Here is a 25,327-nt window from a genome sequence, read left to right on the forward strand (position 1 = left end):
CGCGATCATGGATTCTATCAAGTGTGGAAGGTCCTGACCAGTTCTTTGGCATACTGTTTGCCTGCCGAGAGAAGGCTACCGCTCAGTTCAGGATCATTAACAGTCCGTGCAAGAACAAGAGAGCCCACCATGGTACTAAGCAGTGCGCTGCCTTTGGACGTATCAATTTCGGCAAGATTGGAGATAAAAGCAATCATCCGCTCCACTTCATAGGTGAATACTTGCCTGACGTCTTCCGAGGAACGGGAGATTTCGGCAGAAAGGGCAGGGATAATGCAGCCCATCTCCGTTTTGTCGCGGTGATACGTACTTAAATAATAATCAATGACCGTATTGATTTTTGGGGTCTGCTTCTCCTGATCGGCGGCTTTCTGCAAAAGCGCGATGGTATCGGTGATGGCGTACCGACAGGCTTCGGCGACCAGTTGTTCTTTGTTGTCAAAGTGTGCATAAAACCCTCCATGAGTCAATCCGGCCCCCTTCATAATGAACGGAACGCTTACATCGTGAATTCCCTTGGTGCGAAAAGCCCGGGCAGCACTTTCAACGATTTTATTCCGCACTTTTGTCTTGTGGCCTTTGGGATACGGCACTGTAATCACCCCGCTGCTTCATCATTTTGCTTCCAAAATATTATAAGCATCATAATAAAAACTGTCAATTTAGGGGGCCCGTAACTGTCAGCTCAAGAAAGGCTGCTCACGGCTGTTGACGGTTTTAAAATATGATGATTATAATATATTATGGTCATCATAATATAAAACAGCTTCAACTTGGAGGTATCGGGATGAATAAGCTTGAATCCGTAGAAACGTTGGTTATTGGCTCAGGTCCGGGAGGTTATGTGGCGGCGCTGCGATCTTCACAGCTTGGTATGAAGACGGCGATTGTCGAACGCGGCCAGCTTGGCGGAGTCTGCACGAACGTGGGGTGCATTCCATCCAAAGCATTAATTGCAGAATCGCATCGCTATGATTTGCTTCGATCGTTCAATCATGCAGATGCGGCTGCGTCGTTTAAGACTGCTCAGGAATTCAAGGAAGGGATTGTGACTAAGCAGGCAGGCGGAGTCCGTTATTTGTTAAATACTGCTGGTGTGAGCGTTTTGGAAGGAGAGGCTAGACTAATCGATGAACATACGGCTGTTATCGAACAATCCGGACAGGAGCAAACCGTTTCTTTTAAGTACGCCATACTGGCAACGGGATCGCGTCCGATTGAGCTGCAAGCATTCCCGGTTGGAGGACGTGTTTTGTCTTCTACAGAAGCTCTGTCGCTCCCTGAGGTTCCGGCCAGCCTTGTCGTTATAGGCGGTGGATATATCGGTGTCGAGCTGGGGCAAATGTATGCCAAGTTCGGAACAGAGGTAACGATTCTGGAGGGAGGAGAACAAGTGCTGCCTGGATTTGAGGCGGACCTTGTGGTCCCAGTTATCCGGCGGTTGAAGGCCGATGGTATTAACATGATTACCGGGGCGACAGCTGAACACGTAGTACAGAATACGGATTCAATTACACTACACTATTCTAAAAATCAGGAGCAGCATCATGTTACAGCGGACTATGTGTTAGTCACTATCGGCAGAAAACCAAATACGGACGGCAAGTTAGGACTGGAACGCATAGGCCTGCCGGTGACGAGCAGGGGATTGATCGAGACGGACGAACAGTGCAGAACGGCTATCCCGCATATTTTCGCAATTGGAGATATTACGGCCGGTCCGGCCCTCGCTCACAAGGCTTCCTATGAAGCCAAGGTGGCGGCAGAAGCTATTGCCGGCCTTACATCCGAGATTGACTATAAAGCGATGCCGCTCGTCGTCTTTTCCGACCCGGAGCTGTCCAGCGTCGGCTTAAGCGAAACGCAAGCAAAGGCAAACGCCACCCCGGTTGTGATCGGCAAAGCATCTTTCGGGATTAACGGAAGAGCATTGGCATTGAGGGAACCCGAAGGGTTTGTCAAGATTGTCGCGGACCCGGCCTCTGGAATCGTGATGGGCGCACAAATCGTTGGAGTGGAAGCATCGACACTCGTATCGGAACTTGCGCTTGCTATCGAAATGGGGGCAACCGTAGAGGACTTGGCTATGACGATTCACCCCCATCCTACATTGGGAGAAGTGATTATGGAGGCTGCCGAAAACGCGGTCAAAAAAATGAGGATAAAAAGTAAAAAAGAGCAGCAGATTTAAAACGGCCGACATCCATGGGTTCGAATGAGACGAGATGAACCGCGGGATTTTACAGGACTTGACATTCGCCAAGGAAGTAAGGTACAGTTAAAAATAATTATAGCCTAAGGGAGAGATTTTGATGTCGGTGAACGTTCTTAACTAATCAAATTCCATAATGAGAGTTCTGGAGATTCATGGGTGAATTTTGCTGTGAAGCAAGGTTTATTTAGCCATGGATTTACGGGCGACTCGGAATTAGTTAAGAACAACGGATATCATACAATGCCATAGGTATATGCCTATCATTGCGCCTGTCATCCGTGCTGAGTTCAGCACGGATTTTCTGTTTTATCAGGCGCTCTTATTTAGGCGTAACATTAAAAGGCAGAGAATGACGCACGTTCATTCTCTGTCTTTTTTTATTTTCTTACAAGGAGAGATTACCCATGAATGAAAAAGCATTGCAGCGTTTGGAATACGGCAAAATCAAAGAAGCTCTGGCGGAATATGCCGTATCGTATCTCGGAAAGCGGCAGATTGTCGAGCTGCTTCCTTTAACGGCGATGTCCGTCGTGCGGGCGAAGCTGGACGAGACGGCGGAAGCGAAGTCCCTTCTTCAGCACGGCGCCAGTGTCCCGATTCCTTCATTGGAAGGCATGGAAAATATTTTGAACCTGCTGGGAACGGGCTACGTGTTCAGTGAAAAGGACTTCATGCACATTCACCAATTTCTGACCAGCTGCGCGCAGCTCATGAGGTATATGGCCGCGAAAAGCGGGGCAGCGCCTCAGATTAGCTCTTATGCGGCTTCCATGTATACGATGGATGCGCTGAAATCGGAGATCGAACGGTGTATCCGTCACGGTCAAGTGGCCGACTCCGCGAGCAAGGAACTCATGAAAGTCCGCAAGCGGCTGGCTGTATTCGAGGAACGTCTGAAGAGTAAACTGGACTCCTTGATGAGCCGCCACCGCTCTATTTTGCAGGAGCATGTCCTCAGCTCGCGCGGCGGACGTTATGTGCTGCCGGTTAAGAAAGAGCACCGCAAGCTGGTGAAGGGGACAGTGCTCGACGAGTCGGCAAGCGGCCAAACGGTATATATCGAACCGGCCGAGGTGATGACGATTCAATTCGAGCTATCGGGGCTTAGAGCGGAGGAAGCCCGGGAGGAGCTGAAAGTACTCAGCGATTTGACCGCGCTGGCGGAAAGCTGCGATCAACAGTTTCTGACGAACATCGAGACGGTAGGCACCTACGATTTCATCTTTGCCAAGGCCAAATATGCGCTGGCCATCGGAGGCTCCAATGTGGAGCTGAACGATCAAGGAATCATCGACCTGCGCGAGGCGAAGCATCCGCTGTTGAACCGGCCGATGGTTCCCTTGAACTTCGTCATCGGACGAAGATATAAGTCGCTAATTGTTACGGGACCGAATACCGGAGGCAAAACCCTTTCGCTGAAAACGGTCGGTCTGCTGACTGTCATGGCGCAGTCGGGTTTATTGATTCCGGTACGCGAAGGAAGCCTGCTTTCCGTTTTCAACCATCTCGCCGTTGATATCGGGGACGGCCAAAGCATCGAGCATGCGCTCAGCACTTTCTCCGCGCATATTCGGAATGTCAATGACATGCTGCGGTTTGCCGATCGTTCGACGCTCATTCTGATCGATGAGATGGCTTCCGGAACCGATCCGGGGGAAGGCGTCGGCTTGTCGGTGGCTATTCTGGAAGAGCTGCACCGAAGGGGAGCGACCGTCGTGGCGACGACTCATTTTACGGAAATCAAAAACTTCGCCGACGTGACGCCGGGGTTCGAAAATGCCCGTATGGAGTTTGATACGGACACGCTGCGGCCGCTGTACCGGTTGAAGATTGGAGAAGCGGGGCAGAGCTACGCTTTCCTGATCGCGCTGAAGCTGGGCTTGCCGGCCGGCCTTATTGAGCGGTCCCGGGAAATTACCGTGCGCGGCTTGCCGCAAAGCTCGCCGCGGGGGACGCAGTCCGCGGGATCTGAGCCGGAGCCGGACGAAACTTCCGCGGCGGATACGGACGATCCGCAGGAAGAAATGCCCGTGATGGATGTGACTCTGTTTCCATCGGAGAAGGAGAAGGAACCGGAAGACGGCGCCGGTAAGACGGTTCCGGAAGTCTCTGGAAGCTTCCGTGTCGGCGACTGCGTGTATATCGCTTATTTGGGCCGTACCGGTATTGTGTTCGAGACGGAGGATGCCCGGGGCAACGTCGGGGTGATGATCCAGAAGCGGAAGGTCAAAATCAACCGGAAGCGGCTGAAGATGCACATCGAGAGCAAGGAGCTTTACCCGGACAATTACGATCTGGACATTGTGTTCGAAACGAAAGAAAACCGTAAAAAACGCAAGTTGATGAGCCGAAAGCACGCACCGGGCGTTACCATCGAGACCAAATCGGAGGAGTGAGATAGAAGAGCCGACGTCTTATAAGGACGATCGGCTCTTTTGCTCGGCTGCATATGTATGCCGGAAGACAAGAACATGAGGTCGTTCGCTGGGAAAATCACGGCTTACTATGCTTGACATCTAGAGAAAGAAGGCATTAAGGTATAGGCAATAAGAACTATATTATTCGTATTTTCACTCCGAAGGGAATGGGTTTATGGAACTACTTTACATATGGGTGGATCATTACAACGGCCTGTTTGAACGCCAGGGATTTAATTTCGGAGGACCTTTTCGCTTTCATTATAACGCGGATACGTCGGTGCTGACGGTTAAGCCAAACCATCACCATATTTCAGGCTTTTTCAACCCGGAATCCGTTGACGAAGATCTCGCCTACATAAGCAACGTAACCGCTATTGTCGGACAGAACGGAGCCGGCAAATCGTCTTTGCTGGATTTGATCAAACGGCAGATCGGCTCAGGCCGCGTATTACAGGACACGATCATAGCCGTTAAGGACACGGAAGGAAATTATGCCGTGTATTACCCGTTCGGGATGGAACTTATCGTCAGCCGCTCTGGCGAAGTGCCCGAGTTCAAACGGAAGCCCTACATCATTGAATCTTCTAAAATCCCGGCACAGATCGGGAACGGTACCCGTACAAAGATTGGATCAATACCCGATTTACAGGCAATGACGTCCGTTTATTTCTCGAACATCTTCGATTTACGCGGTGAACAGACACCGAAAGACGTAGTGAATCTTTCGACTAATTATCTGTTGTCCGATGTGAAGGAAAACTCGCAATATTTACAAACCCATGAAGTCGCCGTATACCGGTGCCGCGAGATCGAACGGCAGCTTCATCTGCTTAATATGCGGTATCATCTTGACGTCAACCTTCCATTCGCGGAGCCGGAGACGCTAACGATTAACTTTACTTACGAGGATTTGGATGAGCTGCCCAATTCATCCTTTGAGCTGTCTGGACTCTTTGAACGGATGGAGCAAGAAGTGTCTGCCGGTACGCTTCAAGAACGGCTTCTGTTAACGCTTGTCAATCACATTTTCGTTGAAATTTGTAATATGGACTTGGATCACCATGTAACGAAACATCTTAAAATTTATAACATTGCACACGGAAAGACTTGGAGCGATCGTGTTATTTACTGGCTGGAAACCGTAAGGATAAAATTGAAAAACGGCAAAGGCATGAGCGCTGTAGAACAGGTCATTGGCGAAACCGTCGAGCTGTACCGTTATTTGGATCGGGAAATCCGGAATGGCATTTTTACTCTTGAGAATGAAGGTTTGCGCCTACCTGTCAGTGAATCGGATACCTTCGAGTCTTTCTTTAGATTATATGCCCGTTCTTTGGCTACTCATGAATATGCCCTCTACGATTGGAGGGATTTAAGTTCCGGCGAACAAGCGCTGTTAGGCATGTACGCCCGTTTTAACACGTTGATGAAGCGTGACGTAATTAATCATGACCATATTTTGATCATGATTGACGAAGGCGAATTATATTTCCACCCCGAGTGGCAAAAGTCGCTGCTTCTGCATCTCTTGCAATTTTTCGCCGGATTATTTCGGTCCGAAGAACGGCGTCGCAACGTACAGATCGTAATTACTTCGAACTCGCCGTTTATCGTATCCGATTTACCGGCATCTAATATCATTTTTTTGCGAAAAAACGGCACACTTAGTCAAGTAGTGGACGGGCTGGACGATCATAAACAAACGTTTGCTTCGAACATTCATACGCTGCTGGCTCACTCTTTTTTTATGGAAAACGGGTTGATCGGCGAGTTTGCCAAGAGCAAAATTAACGCGGTCATAGAACTGTTGGTGCACGGCAAGACGTCGGAAATTAAGGCGAACAAAGAGCAAATCGAGAAAACGATCCACTTGATCGGGGAACCGGTTATCAAAGCCAAGCTTATTTCTATGCTGAACGACAGAATCGCCGTTCATTTTTTGAACATTGATGATCAAATCTACGACCTGCAAAGGCAAATTGACGAACTGCGCGGTGCGTCGCAATGATTCAAATCAATCAAGACCGCAGGGTTAATTTGGATGATATTGCCGCGGAACATTTGGCCTACTACCAATCCAGGATCGAGAAGAAGATCGATACCTATTTGGCAGGCCGGTTGCCCCGAGAGCAGCGCGCTTTTCTACAGCATGTCCGGACAAAGCTTAGCACGATTTTGATCGGATTGCCGGAGGAGCTCGAACGATTCTCGGAGGAAACCGAACGGCAATATCCGGCTGTCGTCACGCAAATAAGACAAGGGAAGAAACCAAAAAAAGGGAGCCCGGTATCTTTTCCCGAGAAAGTCCGGAAGTTGTTCAATTATGAGGCATTCACAAAACGTTACGACCCGTCCCAATGGGGCGCTTACCGGCTCGCAAAGCTTCTTGGCGTTCAAGTATGCGTTTACTGCAACCGGCAATTTACGCATACCTACAATTCCGACAATGGGCGAGTCCGTCCCCATTTTGATCATTTTCTGGATAAAGCGACGCATCCTTATTTGGCGATCTCGATGTATAATCTTATTCCGAGCTGTTCGGTTTGTAACAGCAGCCTGAAGGGAAGCGAAACATTTTCAATACGGACACACCTGCATCCTTTTCTGGAGGGAACCGGGGAGCATATTCGATTTTCGGTCCGGTTTAAAGGGACCTGCACCGATTATACGAAGCTCTGGTCGGGGAACAGCGATGTGTTCGACATTGTGCTGAAGACCGATCCGGGCACAAAGGCGCCGTTCACGTTTCTGAAGAGGGCGATACGAACTACGCGCACGTTTAAGATAAAAGAATTGTACCAATACCACAAAGACTACGCCGCTGAACTGGTAGTCAAAGCCCAAATCTACGACGACGCGCATATCCGTTCGCTGATGGCCGACTTTCCGCAGCTGTTTCGCAGCCGTGAAGATGTGCTTCGCATGTTGACGGCTAACTACACGAAAACAGCGGATGCCGATAAAAGGGTGCTCGCCAAACTGACGATGGATATTGCCAAGGAGTTCGGTCTGTCCTGATTAGCTGTCTCGCTTACGGACAGCCTTTGCCGTTTCCAATTTTTTCGACATGGCTATTTTTGTGCAGATTTAAAGTATAGTACCAAGGATCGGCTTGTATTTAACCGGATCGTCCCGTTAAAGGATTCTTGGAGCAAAAAATGAGGCTTTGAAGCTAAGCATAGCGTAAAAAACTGCCGGTACGACCGGCTCTTGGTATTCGGCTTTTTAACGCGCGCGTCAGCAGAGCGGGAATGTCAGAGGACGAGAACTTGTGTTCATTGCCGATTCCTATGTCAAGGACACTCATCGATGAGTGTCCTTCTTTCGGATTTGTTGATGCTTGAGACTCGCTTAAGTACAGTGAGACACTAAAAGTCTCCTATAGCCCGGTTAGCCGGTGTGTGCGACGGCGCGGATTTCAATCAGTTGGTGTGGGAACGCCAAACCTGACACGCCAACGAGGGTGCCGGCCGGCCGATGATCGCCTACATACTCCTTATACAAAACGACGCACTTTTCAAAATCTTCTTGCGGGTTTGTCAAAAAAATTTCTATTTCGGCGATCTGCGACCGCGTGACACCGAATCCCGCCAGCACGCGATCAAGGTTCTCCAGTGTCTGCCGGGTCTGTGCCTCGAAATCGCCTTCGCCAATGAACGCACCCTGCATATCGTGTGAAAATTGTCCCGAAATGTAGATCATGCCGTTAACGCTGTAGCCTTGGGAAACGCCGAAAGCTTCTTCCCACGCGACACCGTGGTTATATGTTTTAGTCGTAGTCATTTTATTCTCTCCTTTACTTCAAAGTAAGGCTAGTATAAACTGAGCACAAATAAATAAGTAGTACGCACTATTTTGATAGGTACTACTCGAAAGGATAGTGTAAACATGAGCATGGCTGAATATAAAGGCAAAGTTAAACACATTCAAGATACACCTTTTGGTTATACAATGTCCGTCATTTCAGGCAAATGGAAAATGGTACTTATTTATCTGTTGGCAGAAAACCAGCCGGTTCGTTTCAACGATCTGAAAAGACAAGTAGGAGCGATTACTTATAAAACATTGAGTTCACAATTAAAAGAATTGGAAGCGGACGGCCTGGTTAAACGGGTAGAGTATCCCCAAATTCCGCCTAAAGTCGAGTACAGTCTCACCGATAAAGCGAAAACCTTATTACCCATCTTGGAAGATTTATGTGAGTGGGGAGTAAGTAACCAACCTAGTTGAAGAATCCGGTTTATTTGTTAAGATCCGCGCAGGGCGCGGTTTTTTTTGCATGTTCTTACAAACTATAAAAGGGATCAACCGCTATTCCGCTTGACGAGACACCAAATGGTGTCATATAATAAATGTGTCACCAGATGGTGTCCAATTAGAGAATCAATGAACGACTTAGGAGAGGGTGTTGTGAGCGAGGACCATCAGTTGCGGGATGTGTTTGACGCGATTGCAGATCCAACTAGGCGCCGGCTAATTCATCTGTTAGCTGAAGCAGAGGAGATACCTCTTCATGAATTAACGGCACAGTTTCAAATGGGCCGTACTGCGGTATCCAAACATTTGACTATCCTTAAAGAAGCCGGACTGGTACTTGACCGTAAAGTCGGCAGAGAAACGCGATTTAGGCTAAACGCCTCTCCACTCAGAGAAATCCAAGATTGGGTGGCTTTCTACAGCAAGTTCTGGAGCACAAATTTATTGCGCTTAAACCAACTATTAGAGGAGGAAGAAGAATGAGTTTAACTTTGTCCCTGGATTTTCAATACAAAACATCCGTTGAGAAGCTTTGGTCCGCCTTAACCGATTCCAGCAAGCTTGCCAAATGGGTGGCCGACATCCACACCGGTCAAGCGATGGAGAATGATTTTAAGCCGGTCGTAGGACACCGTTTTCAGTTCCGTGCGCAGCCGACCGAATGGTGGAACGGAATTATTGAAGGCGAAGTGCTTGTCGTGGACGCACCTAACCGGTTGTCCTATACTTGGGCCAGCGGAGAGAAACACACGGTCACCTGGACGCTGCAGGATTTAGGGGAGGGGAAAGTTAACCTTCATCTCGAACAAACCGGCATCTCAAATGATCAAGCTCTTAATGGTGCCAAGTATGGCTGGACCAAATGGTGCGGCAATCTCGAAAAGTTGCTGGAACAATAACCACATTCGGTGCTCTATCTCTTTCCTGAAGGCTTTAACCAATGGGAACGCTAGAATGAACCATGCTTGACCCGAATCAACATAAACCGGCTGCATATCGATTGCAGCCGGTTTACTATCTTTTCCGGACAATCTGCCAAGTTCTTGTCGCTTCGTGATATGTTTACACTAGGTACGTATGGATAAAGCTAGTATATGATCGAATCATTTGCTAAGCCCCTCCCAAGCTGATACTTTCTATGCACGGCAGATGGTACAATGTGAATTCAATTGGAGATTAACTATCGGAAGGATGTCAATCATGAGCGATTCTAATCAAGAATATATCGTTATCTCGGCTGCCAGGGAAAACAATCTCAAGAACGTATCCTTGCGCATACCCAAGAGGAAAATCACGATATTCACGGGGGTATCCGGATCCGGCAAGTCATCGATCGTTTTCGATACGATTGCCGCGGAATCCACGCGCTTGCTGAATGAGAACTTCAGCATGTTCGTGCGTACTTTCCTGCCTCGCTATCCGCAGCCGGATGCGGACGCGATCGAAAACCTGAGCATGGCGGTTATCGTCGATCAGAAGCGGTTGGGCGGCGGCTCCCATTCCACGATGGGCACGATTACCGATATCTCTCCCATTCTCCGTCTACTATTCTCAAGAGTGGGCCAGCCCTATGTCGGACAAGCCAACATGTTCTCTTTTAACGATCCGCAAGGCATGTGTCCCGAATGCAACGGGATCGGCCGCAGCTTGTGCGTCGATATGAGCAAGGCGCTGGACAAGTCAAAGTCGCTCCATGAAGGGGCAATTCTGCTGCCGGGCTATTCGGTGGACAGCATGGATTGGACGATAATCGTGCAGTCGGGGCCCTTCGATCCCGACAAGAAGCTGCGCGATTATTCGGAGGAGGAGCTGGAACAACTCTTGTACGGCAAGGCGAGGAAAGTGGCGACGCTGTTCGGAGGGAAGACGATTAACATTACAGTGGAAGGCGTCATTGAGAAGTTCACCAACAAATACATCAAGCAGGACGTGAAAACGAAGTCCGAGCGCACACAAAAAACGGTTGCGCCGTACATCTCCGAAGGTCCCTGTTCCAGCTGCCACGGCGCAAGGCTCAGTCAGGCGGCGCTCGGCTGCAAAATCAATGGACTTAACATTGCGGAGATGTCCTCTATGGAGGTCGGCCGGCTCATACGTGTCATTCGGGAGATTGACGATTCTGTCGCCGCGCCGATCGTTAAGTCGCTGACAGAGCGGCTGCAGCATCTGGTGGACATCGGGCTTGACTATTTGACGCTGGACCGTGAGACGGATACATTGTCCGGCGGCGAGTCGCAGCGGGTCAAGATGGTGAAGCACCTGAGCGGCAGTCTGGTGGATGTCACGTATATCTTCGACGAGCCCAGCATTGGCTTGCATCCCCGTGATGTACACCGGCTAAATGAATTGCTTCAGAAGCTGCGCGACAAGGGCAATACCGTGATCGTCGTCGAGCATGATCCCGATGTGATCAAGGTGGCGGATCATATCGTCGATGTCGGTCCTTACGCCGGCAGCCGCGGCGGTACCATTGTGTATGAAGGAAGCTTTCAAGGCCTGCTGGAGGCAGATACATTAACCGGTACTCACATGAAGCGGCAGCTCCGGATAAAGCATGATTGCAGGCAGCCATCCGGCAAGCTGTCCATCAAGGATGCCACACTTCACAACCTACGGAATGTGAGTGTAGATATCCCAACCGGAGTGCTGACAGTAGTTACGGGTGTGGCCGGCTCGGGCAAGAGCACGCTGATTAACGACGTATTCCTCGGCCAGCATCCGGATGCGATCGTCATCGACCAGTCTGCGGTAGGCGTGTCGACACGTTCGAATCCCGCAACCTACACGGGCATTATGGATGATGTGCGCAAGGCGTTTGCTGCCGCGAACAAGGTGAGTCAAGGCTTATTCAGCTTCAACTCCAAGGGGGCTTGCGAGAACTGCCAAGGTCTGGGTGTAGTGTATACAGACCTTGCATTCCTCGACAGCGTGAAGCTGCCGTGCGATGTATGCGGAGGTAGACGGTTCAAGGAAGAGGTACTCGCGTACAAGCTGAACGGAAAGTCAATTGCGGAAGTGCTGGAGATGACGGTGGAGCAGGCATTGGATTTCTTTCAGCAAAAAGAGGTTGTGCGCAAGCTCCAGGCGATGAATGATGTGGGGCTGAACTATATTACACTCGGCCAGCCGCTCAGCACGCTTTCGGGCGGGGAATGTCAGCGTATCAAACTGGCAAGCGAGCTGCATAAGAAAGGCAGCATCTACGTGATGGACGAGCCGACTACCGGGCTGCATATGTCGGATATCGGTCACCTTCTGGAGATTATGAACCGCCTCGTGGATGCCGGCAATACGGTGATCGTTATCGAGCACAATCTCGATGTGATCAGCCAAGCGGATTGGATCATCGATATGGGACCGGACGGAGGCAGCAAGGGCGGGCAGGTAGTGTTCGAAGGCACACCGCCGCAAATCATCCATGCGGAGCAGTCGATCACGGGAAAGTACTTGATGTAATCATCAAATCCCACAAGTAGAACGTATTAAAGGTTGCTGCCGAAAAAAATCGGCAGCTTCTTTATTATGTGAATGACAGCTCGACTCTGATTGAGACACCTTATACATGAGTTGTTGAATAAAAACAGCCTTCATTCGGTGTACGGCCGGACGAAGGCTGTTTTTTAATTAGCAAGACTCTGCAACCCTTCTAGCTTACTCAATGAGTTTTCTTCGGGATACAAGGATCGCGGCAATCAAGATAATAATGGCAGTGATCATACCGGATTCCCCGACCCAAATTTCAGTATGATTTCCGGTAGTTGCACGAGCGAATGGCCCTTGAACAACGGCATTCCACGCGGAATGGAGGATAACCGCAGGCCAGACGCTGCCTGTGGCAAGCCGCAAATGGGCGATGATATAGCCGAACGGAACGATACATAAATAGATGCCGGCTACGGAGAGAAGAATAGACGGACTATTCACATATAAACCGGCAATGACAATCGGAACATGCCAGGTTGCCCAGATCAAACCGCTAACGAGGATAGGACGCGGAACTTTGGCATCGACCAGCCTTGTCAGCATATACCCCCTCCAGCCGACTTCTTCCCCCATAACCGGGATCAGGTTGATCAAGCTTCCCAGAATTCCGGTTACGACAACGATCAGAATGAAATTCAGCGGAGTTGGCAGATGCTGCAATCCGAGAACTTGGAAGATCGGTTCTAACGAACCGCCCACAGGAAGTTGAAAGATAGCCAGTCCGCTGAACCAGGCGATGGAGTAGGTGATGAAACAGATGGCCATAGGAATCAGTACGGCCAATCCGATGCCTTTCCATATTTTCGCGCTGCCGAGATTGAACGATACGTCTTTAAACCCTTCTCGCAAGAGAAGCCGGGCTAGAATGGAAGAGAGCGCGGGCGTAAACATGTACACGACAATGAGCGGAATGCTCTTCGTCAAGATTACGGCTGTATTCATGACAATAGAAAAAACGAGCAGGATGCTTAAAAAGAGCCGAAGCCCTTTTCTGGCACGATGGACTTGCTCCTCGGTAGAGAGCGTTGCCGCATTAGATATCATAGGTACCCTTTCCTTCCTAATTCATTAGTTTGTTTATCCGATCGAATTATTTACCTACAGGTGTCTGACGGATTTTCCATCTGGATCACATCCTTTTTCGGGAATCATTTATTTCGCTTTGATGGGCTCATTATCACCGGGGAACTGTCATTATCGCCAGTGATAGAACGTCATTTCTCACTGCGTGATGTTTTGTCAAACCGTTTTGTGACGGTTCGTCACTAGGAAAAATGATACTAAATGAGCGAAAATCGGTTTAAAGCGATTGACGATTTGTGTAAGTTTTCGAATCATCTTGCTTAATAATTCGATTGAGGTGGAGACGATGAAAAAGAAAATGATGTACGGAGGAATGGTAGCGATGGTGAGTGCCGCGCTGCTGGTTGGAGGATGCGCAAAAGAAGGGGAGACTAAAACGGTGGTAGTTACCGAATCAACTGTGCCTGTCCAAAACGATGTGATCTCATCCATTAAATCGCAGGCGAAGCCTTTAAAGACGATTGATCCGACACAACCACTCGATGATTTGCAGCCGCTAAAAGGCATGATCGGGGATGCCCGTTATGTGGGATTGGGAGAGAATACTCACGGAAGCTCCGAAATATTTACGATGAAGTTTCGGCTTGTGAAGTATTTGGTCACCGAGCTCGGTTTTACGAATTTTGGGATGGAAGAAGATTGGGGGAGCGGTTTAAAGCTGAATGAATATATCCAAACGGGAAAAGGGAATCCTAGAGAATTTTTGAATCTGTTGTATCCGACGGATGAAATTGTAGCGATGATAGATTGGATGAAAGATTATAATGCCGATCCTGCGAACAAGAGGAAAATTCAATTTATCGGACTTGACATAAAATCGCTGGATCAAGGCGTCTATCAACAAGTGACAGATTATGTTAAGCGGCATTATCCCGATATGCTGGCTGAAGTGGAGCTTAACTACAAAGAGCTTCGGTTATCAACCGGAAGCTTGCAGGATTATATGAAGCTGTCGCCCGAGGTAAGAGAGCGGTTTAAGGGTAACGCGGAGAAAGTCGTCCGATTGCTTGAAGAGAAGACCAAACAGGCAGACAAAGAAGCAGAAACAACCGAGCTTATCTGGGCGAAAGGAACCGCGACGGCTATTCGGAATTTCACGGCCATGTTGATTCCGGATGATTATCCAAGCATGATAAAGCTGCACGAGCAATATATGGCCGATCAAGTGATGTGGGCCGAGGAGGCGTTAAACGGAAAAACGATGATATGGGCTCACAACACCCACGTGGCCAAAGGAATTGTCGATAAAGAATTATATCCGGATGCTTTCGGTAATTTTTTGAAACAGCGTCTTGGCGACCAATATATCATCATGGGAAGCACCACTTCGGAGGGTGATTACACCTTATTCAGTGAGTACAACCCTGAGGGCAACAGTAAGCTCTCAACAGCAAAAATTCCACAGGATGTGAACAGCTCCAATTACATGCTTGGAAAAGTTTCTCCGGAAATGTTTCTGCTTGACGCCCGCCATCTTGAAGGACCGGCCAAGCAATGGATTGGTGAAAAACGTCCTTTTCTGGCCCTCGGGGGACAACTCCTCCCGAACAAGCCGGTATACTTCGACGCGTCTTTACAGGAACAATTTGATATTCTTTTTCACATCCGGAAAACAAGCCCGTCCCATATGAAGTAACCGCCGGAGAGCTGCGCAAGACCGATCCGTACATATAACAGGATCGCGAATTATTGATTCTGAGGTCCACGTGAACCTTCTCAACATACTCATCCGTCATGGATGAGTATTTTTTATTTCCATCGCATGAGAAGGTGAATTACGTTAATTATGGATTGCAATAACTCTATATTTATGGACATTAATATCCATTCCATTTGCTGGTAAACTTACCTCACAAGACTTAAATACAATAGGAGTGATCACAATGGATGGAGTACGTTACAAGATCAGAGAAGTGTTGGACAAGAAAAAGATTGATACATTTCTGCAGCAAGCTCGAATCGGACAACTGGGTATGGTCGATGGTCATCTGCCGTATGTCGTTCCGCTCAATTTCGTTTGGACAAACGGGAAGCTTTATTTCCACGGAGCCACCGGCGGGAGAAGAAATCAGGTGATGGGTGCTAATCCGCAGGTCTGTTTTACGGTTTGTGAAGAATATGGAACGATTACGGATCCGGTGCCGGCCAAAACGGACACTGCCTATATGAGTGTCATGATTTTTGGCAAGGCACAGCCTATCGACGATCTGGATGAAGCTACACACATGCTGCAAGAAATGATGCATAAGTATGTGCCTGGTTACTATAATCGGCCGTTACCCCGGCAGCACGTAGATAAATACCGGTCAGCGGTATTCGGCGGTCCTGTTCAGGTGTACAGAATTGATCCACACCATATCACCGCGAAAGAAAATGCAGTAGAAGAAGAAAAAATGTTCAAACCTGGAAAAACCGTGTGAGATGTTTTTTTAAAATAAATGCTGCCGTTGCTTTTGCGGCAGCATTTGCATTATTACCTCGGTTGTGGAAGAGGAGAGCAGAAAGAGGGGAAGAGAAATGGGCCATCTAGTCGAAGAGAATCTCAAAACCGTAAGGCGGCAGATGGAATTGGCCTGCCAAGCCTCTGGGCGCAAGCTAGAGGACGTGAAATTGTTGTTGGCAACCAAAACCGTACCGCTTGATAAATTGCAAATGGCCGTACAAGCGGGTGAGACTCTATTTGGAGAAAACAGAGCGCAAGAACTTCGGGACAAATTTCCGCTTATGCAGCAATATAATCAAGTGGAATGGCATTTTATCGGACATCTGCAAACGAATAAAGTGAAGGATGTTGTCAAATATGTAACACTCATTCATTCTGTGGACCGTTTGAAATTGGGGCAGGCCCTGCACAATCAGCTCGTCAAAGTGAACAAGACTATGGATATTCTGGTGCAAATCAACACGTCCTATGAAGAAAGTAAATTCGGTGCTTCGCCGGAAACGGCACTGGAGTTGGTGGAGCAATTGTCCCGGTTTGAAACGTTAAACGTGAAAGGATTAATGACAATTGGAAAACTGAATGCTGCAAACGACGAGACCCGGCACTGCTTCCGATTATTAAAATCTATTCAAACACAAATTAGGGAGAAAAAGATTCCGCGTGTAGAAATAGATAACCTCTCGATGGGCATGTCAGGTGATTTCCGGGTAGCCATAGAAGAAGGAGCTACTATTATCCGCATAGGGACAAGCGTATTCGGCCAACGTTACTTGCCGGACAGTTATTACTGGAACGAAAATGCGCGTCAGGACGATTAGGAGAGAGGCAGGAGAAAGGATATGAACACAACATCATCTTCGCTGCGCGGTCGCGATTTGATATCGCCGACCATAGCCGCTTTAATATCGGTCATTGTCAACTACGGGGGCACCTTTATTCTCGTGTTTCAGGCAGCAAAAGTCGCGGGTTTAAGTCCCGAAATGACCGCTTCATGGATTTGGTCGATCTCCATTGGAGTGGGTGTAACCGGGATATGGCTAAGTTTTCGATACCGGGAACCGATTATTACGGCTTGGTCAACACCAGGCGTGGCTTTTCTCGTTTCGGTATTAGCGGTAACCCCTTATCCGGAAGCAATTGGCGCTTATATGATCTCTGCAATAGGATTTATTGTTTTAGGATTATCGGGCATGTTTGAACGTTTCGTCCGGCTTATTCCTCCAGGCATCGCTTCCGGGTTGCTAGCAGGCATTTTGCTGCAATTTGGCATTTCAGCCTTTGGAGGAGCGAAAGTTGACCCATTGCTTGTCATGGTACTGTTTGCCGCTTATGTTGTGCTAAGACGGTTTACATCCCGCTATGCGATTGTCGGCATACTGGCAATCGGATTGATTTATTTGATTTGTATGGGGAAAGCGGATTTCAGTACGATCCAATTGGCGATTGCATCACCGGTATTTGTCGTTCCGGAGTTTTCGTTACATGCTTTATTGGGCGTTGCATTACCGCTGTTTATTATTACCTTGACGGGACAATACATGCCTGGAATGCTCGTATTGCGGAATGACGGGTTCAAGACGAGTGCAAATCCGATTTTGACCATAACGGGTTTGGGTTCGCTTCTTGCAGCACCATTCGGCTCGCATGCTTTTAATGTAGCAGCCATTACAGCAGCAATTTGCACAGGAAAAGACGCGCATGAGGATTCGACAAAACGTTATATTGCAGGCATTGCCTGTGGCATGTTCTACATTGTTGTCGGCATTTTTGGCGTGACGTTGGCTGCGCTGTTTTTAATTCTTCCTGCTACTTTTATCGCAACGTTAGCGGGGTTGGCATTGCTTGGCACAATTGGCGGCAGTCTTGCGGGCGCTTTAACCGATCCCAAGGGACGCGAGACAGCTCTGATTACGTTTTTAGCAACAGCCGCGAATGTGACCTTGCTTGGCGTCGGCGGCGCATTTTGGGGACTGGTCGCGGGTTTGGCAGCGCATTTATTGATTCATGGGAAATTTCATAAAAAGCAACACAGGGCGAGAGGAATACAACAAGTCGAACAAAAAATAGAAGGTGTGAAAAATGAATACAGGTAACATGAATTAATTGTAAGAAAGCACAAAATCTGACGGGGAGGCTTGTATTATAAAAGCATCTCCGCCAGACGAGAAATGCCTTCTTCAATGGCTGCTTCATCTACTTTAGCGAAACCAAGTACCCATCCTTTACGATCGCTTTCCAAACAATACGTGCTAAGCGGATAAACACGGATTCCCTTTTCGATCGCCAAGTTCGTCACGGCTTCTTCGTCAAACGATTTAGCAGCTTCAAGAAGCATATGCAATCCCGTTTCTACGCCGCTTAGCGTGAAGTGTTCGTTCAGACCTGTCGTGATGATGGCCTTCGTCATAGCTTCGTGCCTGCGCCGATATATATTTCGAACTCGTCTCATATGACGCATGAAATGACCGTGTTCGATAAAATGAGTAAGCGTTAATTGCTCCATAATCGGAAGATGACGATAGGTTAATTCATGGACCCGGGCAAGCTGACGAATGGCCTCTCTGGGACCAATGATGGCCGAGATCCGAATACCGGGCGCAACCATTTTGGAAAAACTCATCATATACAACGTGTTCTGAGGGCGCTGACTGAACAAGGTTGGAAGCGGGTCGCCGCGATATCGAAATTCGCTGTCGTAATCATCCTCAACAATCCAAAACCGCTGCTCGGCAGCCATGTGTAACAATTGTTGTCTACGAGGCTCCGACATAATAACTCCAACCGCACACTGGTGCGATGGCGTAACAAAGACAAGTTTGGACCTAGGATGAATGCGGTTAACGCACAGCCCGTACTCGTCGACCGGAACGGGTACAACTTGCATACGCCGATACTTCATCGCCATCCAGGCAGCAGGGAAGCCGGGATCTTCAACCGAAACCGTTTCTCCTTCATGTAAAAGGGCTTGTGCGATCAAATCGATGCTATGTTGTGCGCCTGAGGTTAATAGGATTTGATCGATATTCACATGAACGCCTCGTTCAAGCGACAAATAACGTTGAATCTGTTCTCGCAGCGGCAGGAATCCATAGGAGTCGCCGTAAGCCCAACTGTCCAGGTCTGTTTCAGTGGAGGCATGTAAAAAGGATTGCCTCCAATTCTTTTGAAAATGTTCGTCTAAATAAGGCTCATGGGGACTGAAATCGATCTCTACTTTTCGTTTTTCTTTGTCTCCGAACCAGCTGTGCAAATGGCCGATTGCAGAGTTTAATAAAGGCAATTCGGGGGGGACGGGTCCTTGTGTCGCTGCAACCTCTGTAGGACGAGTCGCATATATCCATTTGCTGACTCTTGTCCCGCCTCGACGAGAGGTTACAGTGTACCCGCGGCTGAATAACTCCTCGTAAACAATCTGTATGGTTGAACGGGAAACGCCAATCAATGGAGCGAGTTCGCGGGATGGGAGCAGCAATTCGCCCGGCGGCCATTTTCCGGTTGTGATATTATGAATCGCTTGGTCTAGAAGCTGCTGCCAGATGGGACGTTCGTCATCTCGGTTTACTTTTAGCATTCATTCACCTCTAGTGTTTCTCCGGGATTATGGATTGCTCCAAAAGATTATATGTTAATAATTATTCACACTCCATTGACAGATATATTATCATAACAGTACTTTCTTTTGCAAACGATACAATTATCGAATTTTAAACCTAACCAGCGTTAAGAAATTGCAAATAGCTTCTCATCCAAAGGGACGAGGAGGCGTGTTGCCACTTAGAACGTTCGTATTTGAAAAATAAACTATTTTCACTTTAAAGTAATCGCTTAAACCGATACATGAATGGATCTGAGAACGTACAAGGGATAAAATGCGGAGGAACCACCGAGGGATTAAAAATCCAGTGCGGTGGTTCTTTTTTTCTCTCCTTTCCTATGCCATCATTAGTAAATGGGGGCGATGAACGATGTTCCAGGATTTTAAGCTCGCCGGTGACCGTCCGGTCGCGCTGCAAGTGAAAGAATATATCAAACGGTTAATTATAAAAGGGGCGCTTCAGGCGGATCAGAAGCTGCCCTCCACACGAGAAATGAGCGGTCTGCTAAAGGTGAGCCGCAATTCGGTCATTACAGCCTATGAAGGCCTGGAGGATGACGGATTTAGGTATGCGATTCCAGGCAAAGGCAGCTATGTGGCCGCTATGGGCGGCCATCTGACTACAGACAACGGAAGAGCTGACGGCCATGCCGCCTGGCAGATCGACTGGAAGGCAAGAATGAACGAGTATGCCGTATCGGCTGTGGAGCTGGATATGATGAAGCAGGGCATTCGCGCCCAAAAAGGAGTCATCTCTTTCACAAGCATCGCTCCGGATGAGCAGCTGTTTGATCTGAGGGATGTAAAACGAGCCTTTATGGATCGGATGGCAATCGAAGGGCAGGTGCTGCTCAACTACGGCTATGCCAAGGGCTATAAGCCGCTGATCGATTATCTGTTACGTTATATGGAGAATAAAGGCATCGATATAAGCGGCAAGGATATGCTGATTACAAGCGGGTTTACAGAAGGCTTTGATATTGTGTTGTCGGCACTGCGTCCTTCCGAGCGCCGCGGAGCGGCAATTTGTGAAAATCCGACCCATCATACAGCGATCAAAAATTTGAAACTGCAAGGGTTTGAAATAACCGGCATTCCGATGGAACGTGACGGTATTGATGTGAACCGGCTTGAGAAGGTATTGCAGAAACAGACAAACAGCTTTGATCTGGCTTATTTGACTCCTTCCTATCACAATCCTACAGGCATCGTCATGTCGCCGGCGAAGCGCAGTGCCGTTATAAAATTAATGACCCGCTATCAAATTCCGGTGATCGAGGATGGATTCAATGAGGAGCTGCGTTACTCGGGAGCGCATGTTGCCCCGTTAATAGCGACAGCAGGGCAAGGGAACGGAGTCATCTATATTGGCAGCCTCTCCAAGGTGCTGTTTCCTGGCTTGCGAGTGGGGTGGGTGCTTGGGGACCGGTCGCTGATCCACAATCTGGAAAGCATTAAGCGTGCACGCACCATTCACACATCAACAATCGATCAATCGATTTTATATCAATACTTGCTCAACGGAAATTTCGATAAATATATAAAAAAAGCGCGTATGGAATATAAGCGCAAATATGAGCTGACGAAGGCGAGCTGTAAAGCGCATCTGCCTGAGGCGCAACTGTCCGGCGACGGGGGCTTGCATTTGTTTCTTACCTTCCCGTCAAGCGTGGATACACGCCAACTGTTGGAAGCTTGCACCGAACAGGGTGTTATTTTTACGCCGGGAGACAAGTTTTTTATTCGGGAAGGCGAAGGGACGAATACATTGCGGCTTGGTTTTTCACGAGTGACGGATGAAAATATCGAGCGGGGTATTCGGATAATCGGCCAAGAGGCGCGCAGTTTTCTTCAGGCATAACGATTTTTAAGAGAATGAGGGGTCATGATGAGGATCGGCGTTATTATGGGGGGTATTTCGTCTGAACGAGAGGTTTCTCTGCAGACAGGTCAAGAGATGATCCGGCATTTGGATCGCAGCCGCTATGAGGTGGTTCCAATTGTGATCGATCGACGAGCGGATTTAATCACACAGGCTCAACAGGCAGGCATAGATCTCGCGCTATTGGCGCTTCACGGCCGGTATGGCGAGGACGGCACGGTGCAGGGAGCGCTGGAGACACTGGGCATTCCATATACAGGCAGTGGTGTCCTGGCAAGCAGCCTATGCATGAATAAGCAGCTATCCAAAAGGCTGCTGAAGACGGTAGGCGTGCATACGCCTGAAGGCCTTTGCTGGCAGGGGATGGACGATTATGAACCGCAGGCGGTTAAACAGCTGGGTTACCCGGTTATTGTGAAGCCGAATATGGGGGGATCCAGCATCGGTATCCAACTTGTGCATAAGGAGAAGGAATTGCTGACGGCTGTTCAGAAAGCCGGCAGTTTCGATCAGGCGATCTTGATTGAGCCCTATATAAAAGGAATGGAGCTTACCTGCTCGATTGTGGACGGCGAGGTATTGCCGATTATCGGTGTTCGCTCCGCGCATTCGGAGTGGTTCGACTACAAAGCGAAATATGAGCCCGGCGGTGCCGAGGAGAAGGTGATCCAGCTGCCTCCAGCTACCCGGCAGCGAGTACGTGAAGCGGCGCTTGCCAGCTATCGGCTGCTGCAGTGCAAGGTTTATGCAAGAGTCGATATGATTTTGTGTGGGGATGTTCCTTACGTGCTGGAAGTAAACACCTTACCGGGAATGACCGGGAATAGCTTGCTTCCGAAGAGCGCAGCAGCATCAGGGATGACGTTTACACAACTGCTGGACCGTATTATTGCCAGTTCGCTCCTCGAACGGAAGCTGGAGTGGGGGATGGTGCAAGATGTTTAGCGAAGAGGGCACAGGGCGGTTTTTATCCTCCCGTGTACGGGATATTCGGCCATCGGGTATTCGCGCTTTTTTTGATCTGAATGCAGCAGGCGGAGATACAATCGCCCTTGGTGTCGGAGAACCGGATTTCGTTACGCCGGAAAAGGTGCGTGAAGCGTGCATTCAAGCATTGCGTGAAGGGCAGACGAAGTATACCTCAAATGCCGGCTCGATGGAGCTGCGGGAAGAGCTTTCTGCTTATCTTGCAGACAGCTTCACGCTTTCCTACGATCCCGAGCAGGAAATCATCGTGACCGTGGGTAGCAGCGAAGCCGTCGATCTGGCTCTGCGAGCAGTAATTAATCCGGGTGATGAGGTGCTTATTCCGGCCCCAAGCTATGTTGCCTATGAACCGATTACCCATCTGCATGGCGGTAAAATCATGGAGGTGGCGGCTTCGGTACAGGAGCAGTTCAAGCTGACCCCCCAAGCACTTCAAGCGGCGATTACGCCTCGTTCGAAGGCTTTGATGATCAATTATCCCTGTAATCCGACCGGAACAGTTATGACTGAACAGGATTGGCTGCCAATTGTAGAGCTCATCATCCAACATAATTTGGTTGTCATTTCGGATGAAGTTTATGCCGAGTTGACTTATGGGAGAAAACATGTCAGTATCGCCTCCTTTCCGGGCATGAAGGAGCGCACGATTGTCATCAGCGGTTTTTCCAAAGCGTTTGCAATGACAGGATGGCGGGTAGGGTATGCTTGCGGCCCGCGCGATTTGATAGCCGGCATGCTTAAAATCCACCAGTACACGGCCATGTGCGCCCCCACCCTTGCACAGATCGCCGCAATCGAATCCTTGCGTCATGGCATGGCTGCCAAGGATGAGATGATGGCGAACTACAATGAACGCCGTAAGCTGTTTGTAGCAGGCTTGAATGCAATCGGGCTGACCTGTCACGAGCCTGAGGGGGCTTTCTATGCCTTCCCTTCAATTGCTTCTACTGGCATGTCGTCTAAGCAGTTCGCTCTTCGGCTGCTGGAGGAAGCGAAGGTGGCGGTCGTGCCGGGACATGTATTCGGATCCGGCGGAGAGGGTTTTATTCGCTGCTCCTATGCAGCCTCGCTCTTCAATTTGGAGAAGGGGCTGGAGCGGATGGGGAGGTTTATGCGGGCGACGCAGCCGATTTGATGACGCTGCACATGGAGTAAGTTTCATTTCCTTTTTCAATAAAGAGTAAAAAAGGGCACGCTGTCCCGTGACATTGTCCACGCTATTTGGACGTAGCGTTCATATACTAAGCTAAACGAACCGAGAGGGAGTGCTTACATGCCTTTAACCACAGGCATCATTACGAATACGGGAATCAACCCTGCATCGAACCTAGTCATCAACATAGACAACGACAATTCCAGTTTTACATCTAACGTTGTTTACCATATCTACGTGTGGAACAGCGTAGTGAGCAAAGCGCTCGTTTATTCGAATTCACTGTTTATCAATGCGAACACCAGCCAAATTCTTACTTTCAACATCGCAGGCAATACTTCTTACCAGGTTCAATTTCTGGTTACAGGTACGGTGCCGACCGATACAGTCATCACGGTTTTCGGAACGGATTCGTCCGGAAACGTAATTCAGCATCAAAGAATCCTGCAACAAGAACTCACTCAAATCGGGCAGCTCAGCCCTTAATTGGGGATAACCGTCGTTATCCTGATAAAGAGAGGAGGAGGACCTGTGGCGAATATACAAATTTCGCCGAGTGCCAGCATTCAGTTTGAACCAAGCATCGCGGTGAACTGGCTAAATCCTTCTGTTATGGTGGTTGTAGCTGTAGATTTTAGCACAGGATCGCCGAATATCGGCCTTTATAAGTCCATTGACGCGGGCGCAACATGGAGTACGACGCTCCTCCCGTTACCGACGGGGTTCGTGGGCATAGAATCGCCTCATATCGATTATCTTTTTCCGAATTCTTTTGTTGTGCTGGCACATGCCTTTGATGAGAACGGCCTCAGCGGTACGATAGTAAGCTATACCTCCAACGATAATGCATCCTCGTTTGGACCGCCTGTGGTTGTCAACCAGGGGTATGGACAGTTTATCAATGACGATCAAGTCGTAGTTACCACCGATAAAGCCGGATCCAGCCCGTTTTTTGGATCTATTTATACGGGTTATACCCACGATTACAACACGGAGTTCACACCGGGAAATACCATATTCTTCAATCGTTCCAAAGACGGCGGAAACACGTACTCGGACCCGACGCTTCTCTCTTCAGTCACCGAATTCGAGGAGTTTCCCGGTATCGCGATCACATTAAATGGAATTCTCATCGTGGGATGGATAACCCAGCCTCCCGGCGTAAGCAATTTTAATATCCGTACTTCACAGGATGGCGGAACCACATTTGATGGGGAAACCGTGGTTACATCGGTCGTTGTTGTACCTTCGCCATTACCCGGCTATCAATTCAGGTGCCTGACGTATCCCTCCTTGTCGGGAGACATCTCAAACGTACCGTCTACGCGGGGAAACGTCTACGCCGTATGGCAAGACTATAGACAAGGCTATTCCGATATCTACCTTTCCATCTCCACAAACTTTGGTGTAAATTGGGGAACGCCAATGCCGATAGCAGACAGTCCGGTCGGATCCCAGAACTTTTTCCCGGCTATCACGGTTTCCCCTTCGGACGGAGCGGTGTTTGTTTCCTATTACACCAATCGGGTCAACCCGCCTAATCTTGACGTTTTTCTCGCTACATCCAGGGATGGCGGATTAACGTTTGTAAACACTCGCCTGACGACGACTTCGTTTAGTGTTGCGGGTCTTCCTGTGATCGGGGACTACATCGGCAATGCGATTGTCCCTCAGACAGACCGTCTTGTCACCGTTTGGACGGACACACGGACAGGAGTTGAAAACATCTGGTTTGGAGATAATCAATAAACTTATGCCGAACCTGAAAAAAAACATACGCATACGCACAATCTAAAATCAAAATTTGCC

General features: G+C 48.8%; 21 protein-coding genes. 17 read left to right on the forward strand and 4 right to left on the reverse strand.

All coding sequences use genetic code 11. The annotated features are described in order from the left end of the window. Positions 1-17 precede the first annotated feature (17 nt). The gene (locus tag ACI48J_RS12770) at positions 18-593 is read right to left on the reverse strand and encodes a TetR/AcrR family transcriptional regulator (protein ID WP_405083220.1); all 576 of its coding nucleotides are present in this window, start codon (positions 591-593) and stop codon (positions 18-20) included. Between the two features lie 194 nt (positions 594-787). On the opposite strand from ACI48J_RS12770, the gene lpdA reads away from it, so the two are divergent. From lpdA to ACI48J_RS12790, 4 genes are all read left to right on the forward strand, one after another. After that, complete coding sequence (gene lpdA, locus ACI48J_RS12775) at positions 788-2,191, forward strand: dihydrolipoyl dehydrogenase (protein WP_405083045.1); 1,404 nt, start codon at positions 788-790, stop codon at positions 2,189-2,191. Positions 2,192-2,619: 428 nt separating this feature from the next. Next, positions 2,620-4,611, forward strand: a complete 1,992-nt coding sequence (locus ACI48J_RS12780; protein WP_405083046.1) for an endonuclease MutS2 — start codon at positions 2,620-2,622, stop codon at positions 4,609-4,611. 196 nt (positions 4,612-4,807) lie between these two features. Continuing rightward, positions 4,808-6,643, forward strand: a complete 1,836-nt coding sequence (locus tag ACI48J_RS12785; RefSeq protein WP_405083047.1) for an AAA family ATPase — start codon at positions 4,808-4,810, stop codon at positions 6,641-6,643. Continuing rightward, on the forward strand, positions 6,640-7,653 hold the full coding sequence (locus ACI48J_RS12790) for a hypothetical protein (RefSeq protein WP_405083048.1): 1,014 nt from the start codon (positions 6,640-6,642) through the stop codon (positions 7,651-7,653). The genes ACI48J_RS12785 and ACI48J_RS12790 overlap by 4 nt, the downstream gene beginning before the upstream one ends. A gap of 372 nt (positions 7,654-8,025) precedes the next feature. Here ACI48J_RS12790 and ACI48J_RS12795 read toward each other — a convergent pair whose 3' ends face one another. Then, the gene (locus ACI48J_RS12795; RefSeq protein ID WP_405083049.1) at positions 8,026-8,418 is read right to left on the reverse strand and encodes a RidA family protein; all 393 of its coding nucleotides are present in this window, start codon (positions 8,416-8,418) and stop codon (positions 8,026-8,028) included. A 105-nt stretch (positions 8,419-8,523) separates the two neighbouring features. Here ACI48J_RS12795 and ACI48J_RS12800 point away from each other — a divergent pair, with 105 nt between their 5' ends. The 4 genes from ACI48J_RS12800 (at position 8,524) to ACI48J_RS12815 (ending at position 12,348) form a co-directional block, all read left to right on the forward strand. Next, positions 8,524-8,865, forward strand: a complete 342-nt coding sequence (locus ACI48J_RS12800; protein ID WP_405083050.1) for a winged helix-turn-helix transcriptional regulator — start codon at positions 8,524-8,526, stop codon at positions 8,863-8,865. Positions 8,866-9,021: 156 nt separating this feature from the next. Beyond that, positions 9,022-9,375, forward strand: coding sequence for a helix-turn-helix transcriptional regulator (locus tag ACI48J_RS12805; RefSeq protein ID WP_256124199.1), 354 nt, complete (start codon positions 9,022-9,024; stop codon positions 9,373-9,375). Next, the gene (locus tag ACI48J_RS12810) at positions 9,372-9,791 is read left to right on the forward strand and encodes an SRPBCC domain-containing protein (RefSeq protein ID WP_405083051.1); all 420 of its coding nucleotides are present in this window, start codon (positions 9,372-9,374) and stop codon (positions 9,789-9,791) included. Before ACI48J_RS12805 ends, ACI48J_RS12810 begins: the two co-directional genes overlap by 4 nt. Positions 9,792-10,092: 301 nt before the next feature. Beyond that, a complete protein-coding gene (locus ACI48J_RS12815) occupies positions 10,093-12,348 on the forward strand; it encodes an ATP-binding cassette domain-containing protein (protein ID WP_405083052.1) in 2,256 nt (751 codons plus the stop codon). Positions 12,349-12,543: 195 nt separating this feature from the next. Here ACI48J_RS12815 and ACI48J_RS12820 read toward each other — a convergent pair whose 3' ends face one another. Beyond that, positions 12,544-13,419, reverse strand: coding sequence for a CPBP family intramembrane glutamic endopeptidase (locus ACI48J_RS12820; RefSeq protein WP_326050106.1), 876 nt, complete (start codon positions 13,417-13,419; stop codon positions 12,544-12,546). Between the two features lie 352 nt (positions 13,420-13,771). Between ACI48J_RS12820 and ACI48J_RS12825 the strand changes: the two genes are divergently transcribed. The 4 genes from ACI48J_RS12825 to ACI48J_RS12840 all read left to right on the forward strand — a co-directional run bounded on the left by ACI48J_RS12825 (position 13,772) and on the right by ACI48J_RS12840 (position 17,994). After that, on the forward strand, positions 13,772-15,094 hold the full coding sequence (locus ACI48J_RS12825; protein WP_405083221.1) for an erythromycin esterase family protein: 1,323 nt from the start codon (positions 13,772-13,774) through the stop codon (positions 15,092-15,094). A 247-nt stretch (positions 15,095-15,341) separates the two neighbouring features. Further along, a complete protein-coding gene (locus tag ACI48J_RS12830) occupies positions 15,342-15,878 on the forward strand; it encodes a pyridoxamine 5'-phosphate oxidase family protein (RefSeq protein ID WP_326050105.1) in 537 nt (178 codons plus the stop codon). A 97-nt stretch (positions 15,879-15,975) separates the two neighbouring features. After that, positions 15,976-16,719, forward strand: a complete 744-nt coding sequence (locus tag ACI48J_RS12835; protein WP_405083053.1) for a YggS family pyridoxal phosphate-dependent enzyme — start codon at positions 15,976-15,978, stop codon at positions 16,717-16,719. 21 nt (positions 16,720-16,740) lie between these two features. Next, complete coding sequence (locus tag ACI48J_RS12840; protein WP_405083054.1) at positions 16,741-17,994, forward strand: benzoate/H(+) symporter BenE family transporter; 1,254 nt, start codon at positions 16,741-16,743, stop codon at positions 17,992-17,994. A gap of 47 nt (positions 17,995-18,041) precedes the next feature. Here ACI48J_RS12840 and ACI48J_RS12845 read toward each other — a convergent pair whose 3' ends face one another. Continuing rightward, complete coding sequence (locus ACI48J_RS12845) at positions 18,042-19,472, reverse strand: PLP-dependent aminotransferase family protein (RefSeq protein ID WP_405083055.1); 1,431 nt, start codon at positions 19,470-19,472, stop codon at positions 18,042-18,044. 394 nt (positions 19,473-19,866) lie between these two features. Between ACI48J_RS12845 and ACI48J_RS12850 the strand changes: the two genes are divergently transcribed. The 5 genes from ACI48J_RS12850 (at position 19,867) to ACI48J_RS12870 (ending at position 25,267) form a co-directional block, all read left to right on the forward strand. Beyond that, positions 19,867-21,357 carry a PLP-dependent aminotransferase family protein gene (locus ACI48J_RS12850; protein WP_405083056.1) on the forward strand — a complete coding sequence of 497 codons (1,491 nt, stop codon included), beginning with the start codon at positions 19,867-19,869 and terminating at the stop codon, positions 21,355-21,357. A 27-nt stretch (positions 21,358-21,384) separates the two neighbouring features. Then, the gene (locus tag ACI48J_RS12855; RefSeq protein ID WP_405083222.1) at positions 21,385-22,323 is read left to right on the forward strand and encodes a D-alanine--D-alanine ligase; all 939 of its coding nucleotides are present in this window, start codon (positions 21,385-21,387) and stop codon (positions 22,321-22,323) included. Next, positions 22,316-23,500, forward strand: a complete 1,185-nt coding sequence (locus tag ACI48J_RS12860; RefSeq protein ID WP_405083057.1) for an aminotransferase class I/II-fold pyridoxal phosphate-dependent enzyme — start codon at positions 22,316-22,318, stop codon at positions 23,498-23,500. The genes ACI48J_RS12855 and ACI48J_RS12860 overlap by 8 nt, the downstream gene beginning before the upstream one ends. Positions 23,501-23,638: 138 nt before the next feature. Beyond that, positions 23,639-24,004: a hypothetical protein gene (locus ACI48J_RS12865; RefSeq protein ID WP_326050097.1), complete on the forward strand. Its 366-nt coding sequence runs from the start codon at positions 23,639-23,641 to the stop codon at positions 24,002-24,004. A 45-nt stretch (positions 24,005-24,049) separates the two neighbouring features. Continuing rightward, complete coding sequence (locus ACI48J_RS12870) at positions 24,050-25,267, forward strand: sialidase family protein (protein WP_405083058.1); 1,218 nt, start codon at positions 24,050-24,052, stop codon at positions 25,265-25,267. Positions 25,268-25,327 lie beyond the last annotated feature (60 nt).

Origin of the sequence: Paenibacillus chitinolyticus (genome assembly GCF_045038035.1) — a bacterium.
Taxonomy (GTDB): Bacteria; Bacillota; Bacilli; order Paenibacillales; family NBRC-103111; genus Paenibacillus_F; species Paenibacillus_F chitinolyticus_A.

Bases quoted from the DNA above. Each gene is read 5' to 3' on its own strand.
- lpdA (WP_405083045.1), top strand. From the start codon at position 788: ATGAATAAGCTTGAATCCGTAGAAACGTTGGTTATTGGCTCAGGTCCG.
- ACI48J_RS12780 (WP_405083046.1), top strand. From the start codon at position 2,620: ATGAATGAAAAAGCATTGCAGCGTTTGGAATACGGCAAAATCAAAGAA.
- ACI48J_RS12785 (WP_405083047.1), top strand. From the start codon at position 4,808: ATGGAACTACTTTACATATGGGTGGATCATTACAACGGCCTGTTTGAA.
- ACI48J_RS12790 (WP_405083048.1), top strand. From the start codon at position 6,640: ATGATTCAAATCAATCAAGACCGCAGGGTTAATTTGGATGATATTGCC.
- ACI48J_RS12795 (WP_405083049.1), bottom strand. From the start codon at position 8,418: ATGACTACGACTAAAACATATAACCACGGTGTCGCGTGGGAAGAAGCT.
- ACI48J_RS12800 (WP_405083050.1), top strand. From the start codon at position 8,524: ATGAGCATGGCTGAATATAAAGGCAAAGTTAAACACATTCAAGATACA.
- ACI48J_RS12805 (WP_256124199.1), top strand. From the start codon at position 9,022: ATGAACGACTTAGGAGAGGGTGTTGTGAGCGAGGACCATCAGTTGCGG.
- ACI48J_RS12810 (WP_405083051.1), top strand. From the start codon at position 9,372: ATGAGTTTAACTTTGTCCCTGGATTTTCAATACAAAACATCCGTTGAG.
- ACI48J_RS12815 (WP_405083052.1), top strand. From the start codon at position 10,093: ATGAGCGATTCTAATCAAGAATATATCGTTATCTCGGCTGCCAGGGAA.
- ACI48J_RS12820 (WP_326050106.1), bottom strand. From the start codon at position 13,419: ATGATATCTAATGCGGCAACGCTCTCTACCGAGGAGCAAGTCCATCGT.
- ACI48J_RS12825 (WP_405083221.1), top strand. From the start codon at position 13,772: ATGGTAGCGATGGTGAGTGCCGCGCTGCTGGTTGGAGGATGCGCAAAA.
- ACI48J_RS12830 (WP_326050105.1), top strand. From the start codon at position 15,342: ATGGATGGAGTACGTTACAAGATCAGAGAAGTGTTGGACAAGAAAAAG.
- ACI48J_RS12835 (WP_405083053.1), top strand. From the start codon at position 15,976: ATGGGCCATCTAGTCGAAGAGAATCTCAAAACCGTAAGGCGGCAGATG.
- ACI48J_RS12840 (WP_405083054.1), top strand. From the start codon at position 16,741: ATGAACACAACATCATCTTCGCTGCGCGGTCGCGATTTGATATCGCCG.
- ACI48J_RS12845 (WP_405083055.1), bottom strand. From the start codon at position 19,472: ATGCTAAAAGTAAACCGAGATGACGAACGTCCCATCTGGCAGCAGCTT.
- ACI48J_RS12850 (WP_405083056.1), top strand. From the start codon at position 19,867: ATGTTCCAGGATTTTAAGCTCGCCGGTGACCGTCCGGTCGCGCTGCAA.
- ACI48J_RS12855 (WP_405083222.1), top strand. From the start codon at position 21,385: ATGAGGATCGGCGTTATTATGGGGGGTATTTCGTCTGAACGAGAGGTT.
- ACI48J_RS12860 (WP_405083057.1), top strand. From the start codon at position 22,316: ATGTTTAGCGAAGAGGGCACAGGGCGGTTTTTATCCTCCCGTGTACGG.
- ACI48J_RS12865 (WP_326050097.1), top strand. From the start codon at position 23,639: ATGCCTTTAACCACAGGCATCATTACGAATACGGGAATCAACCCTGCA.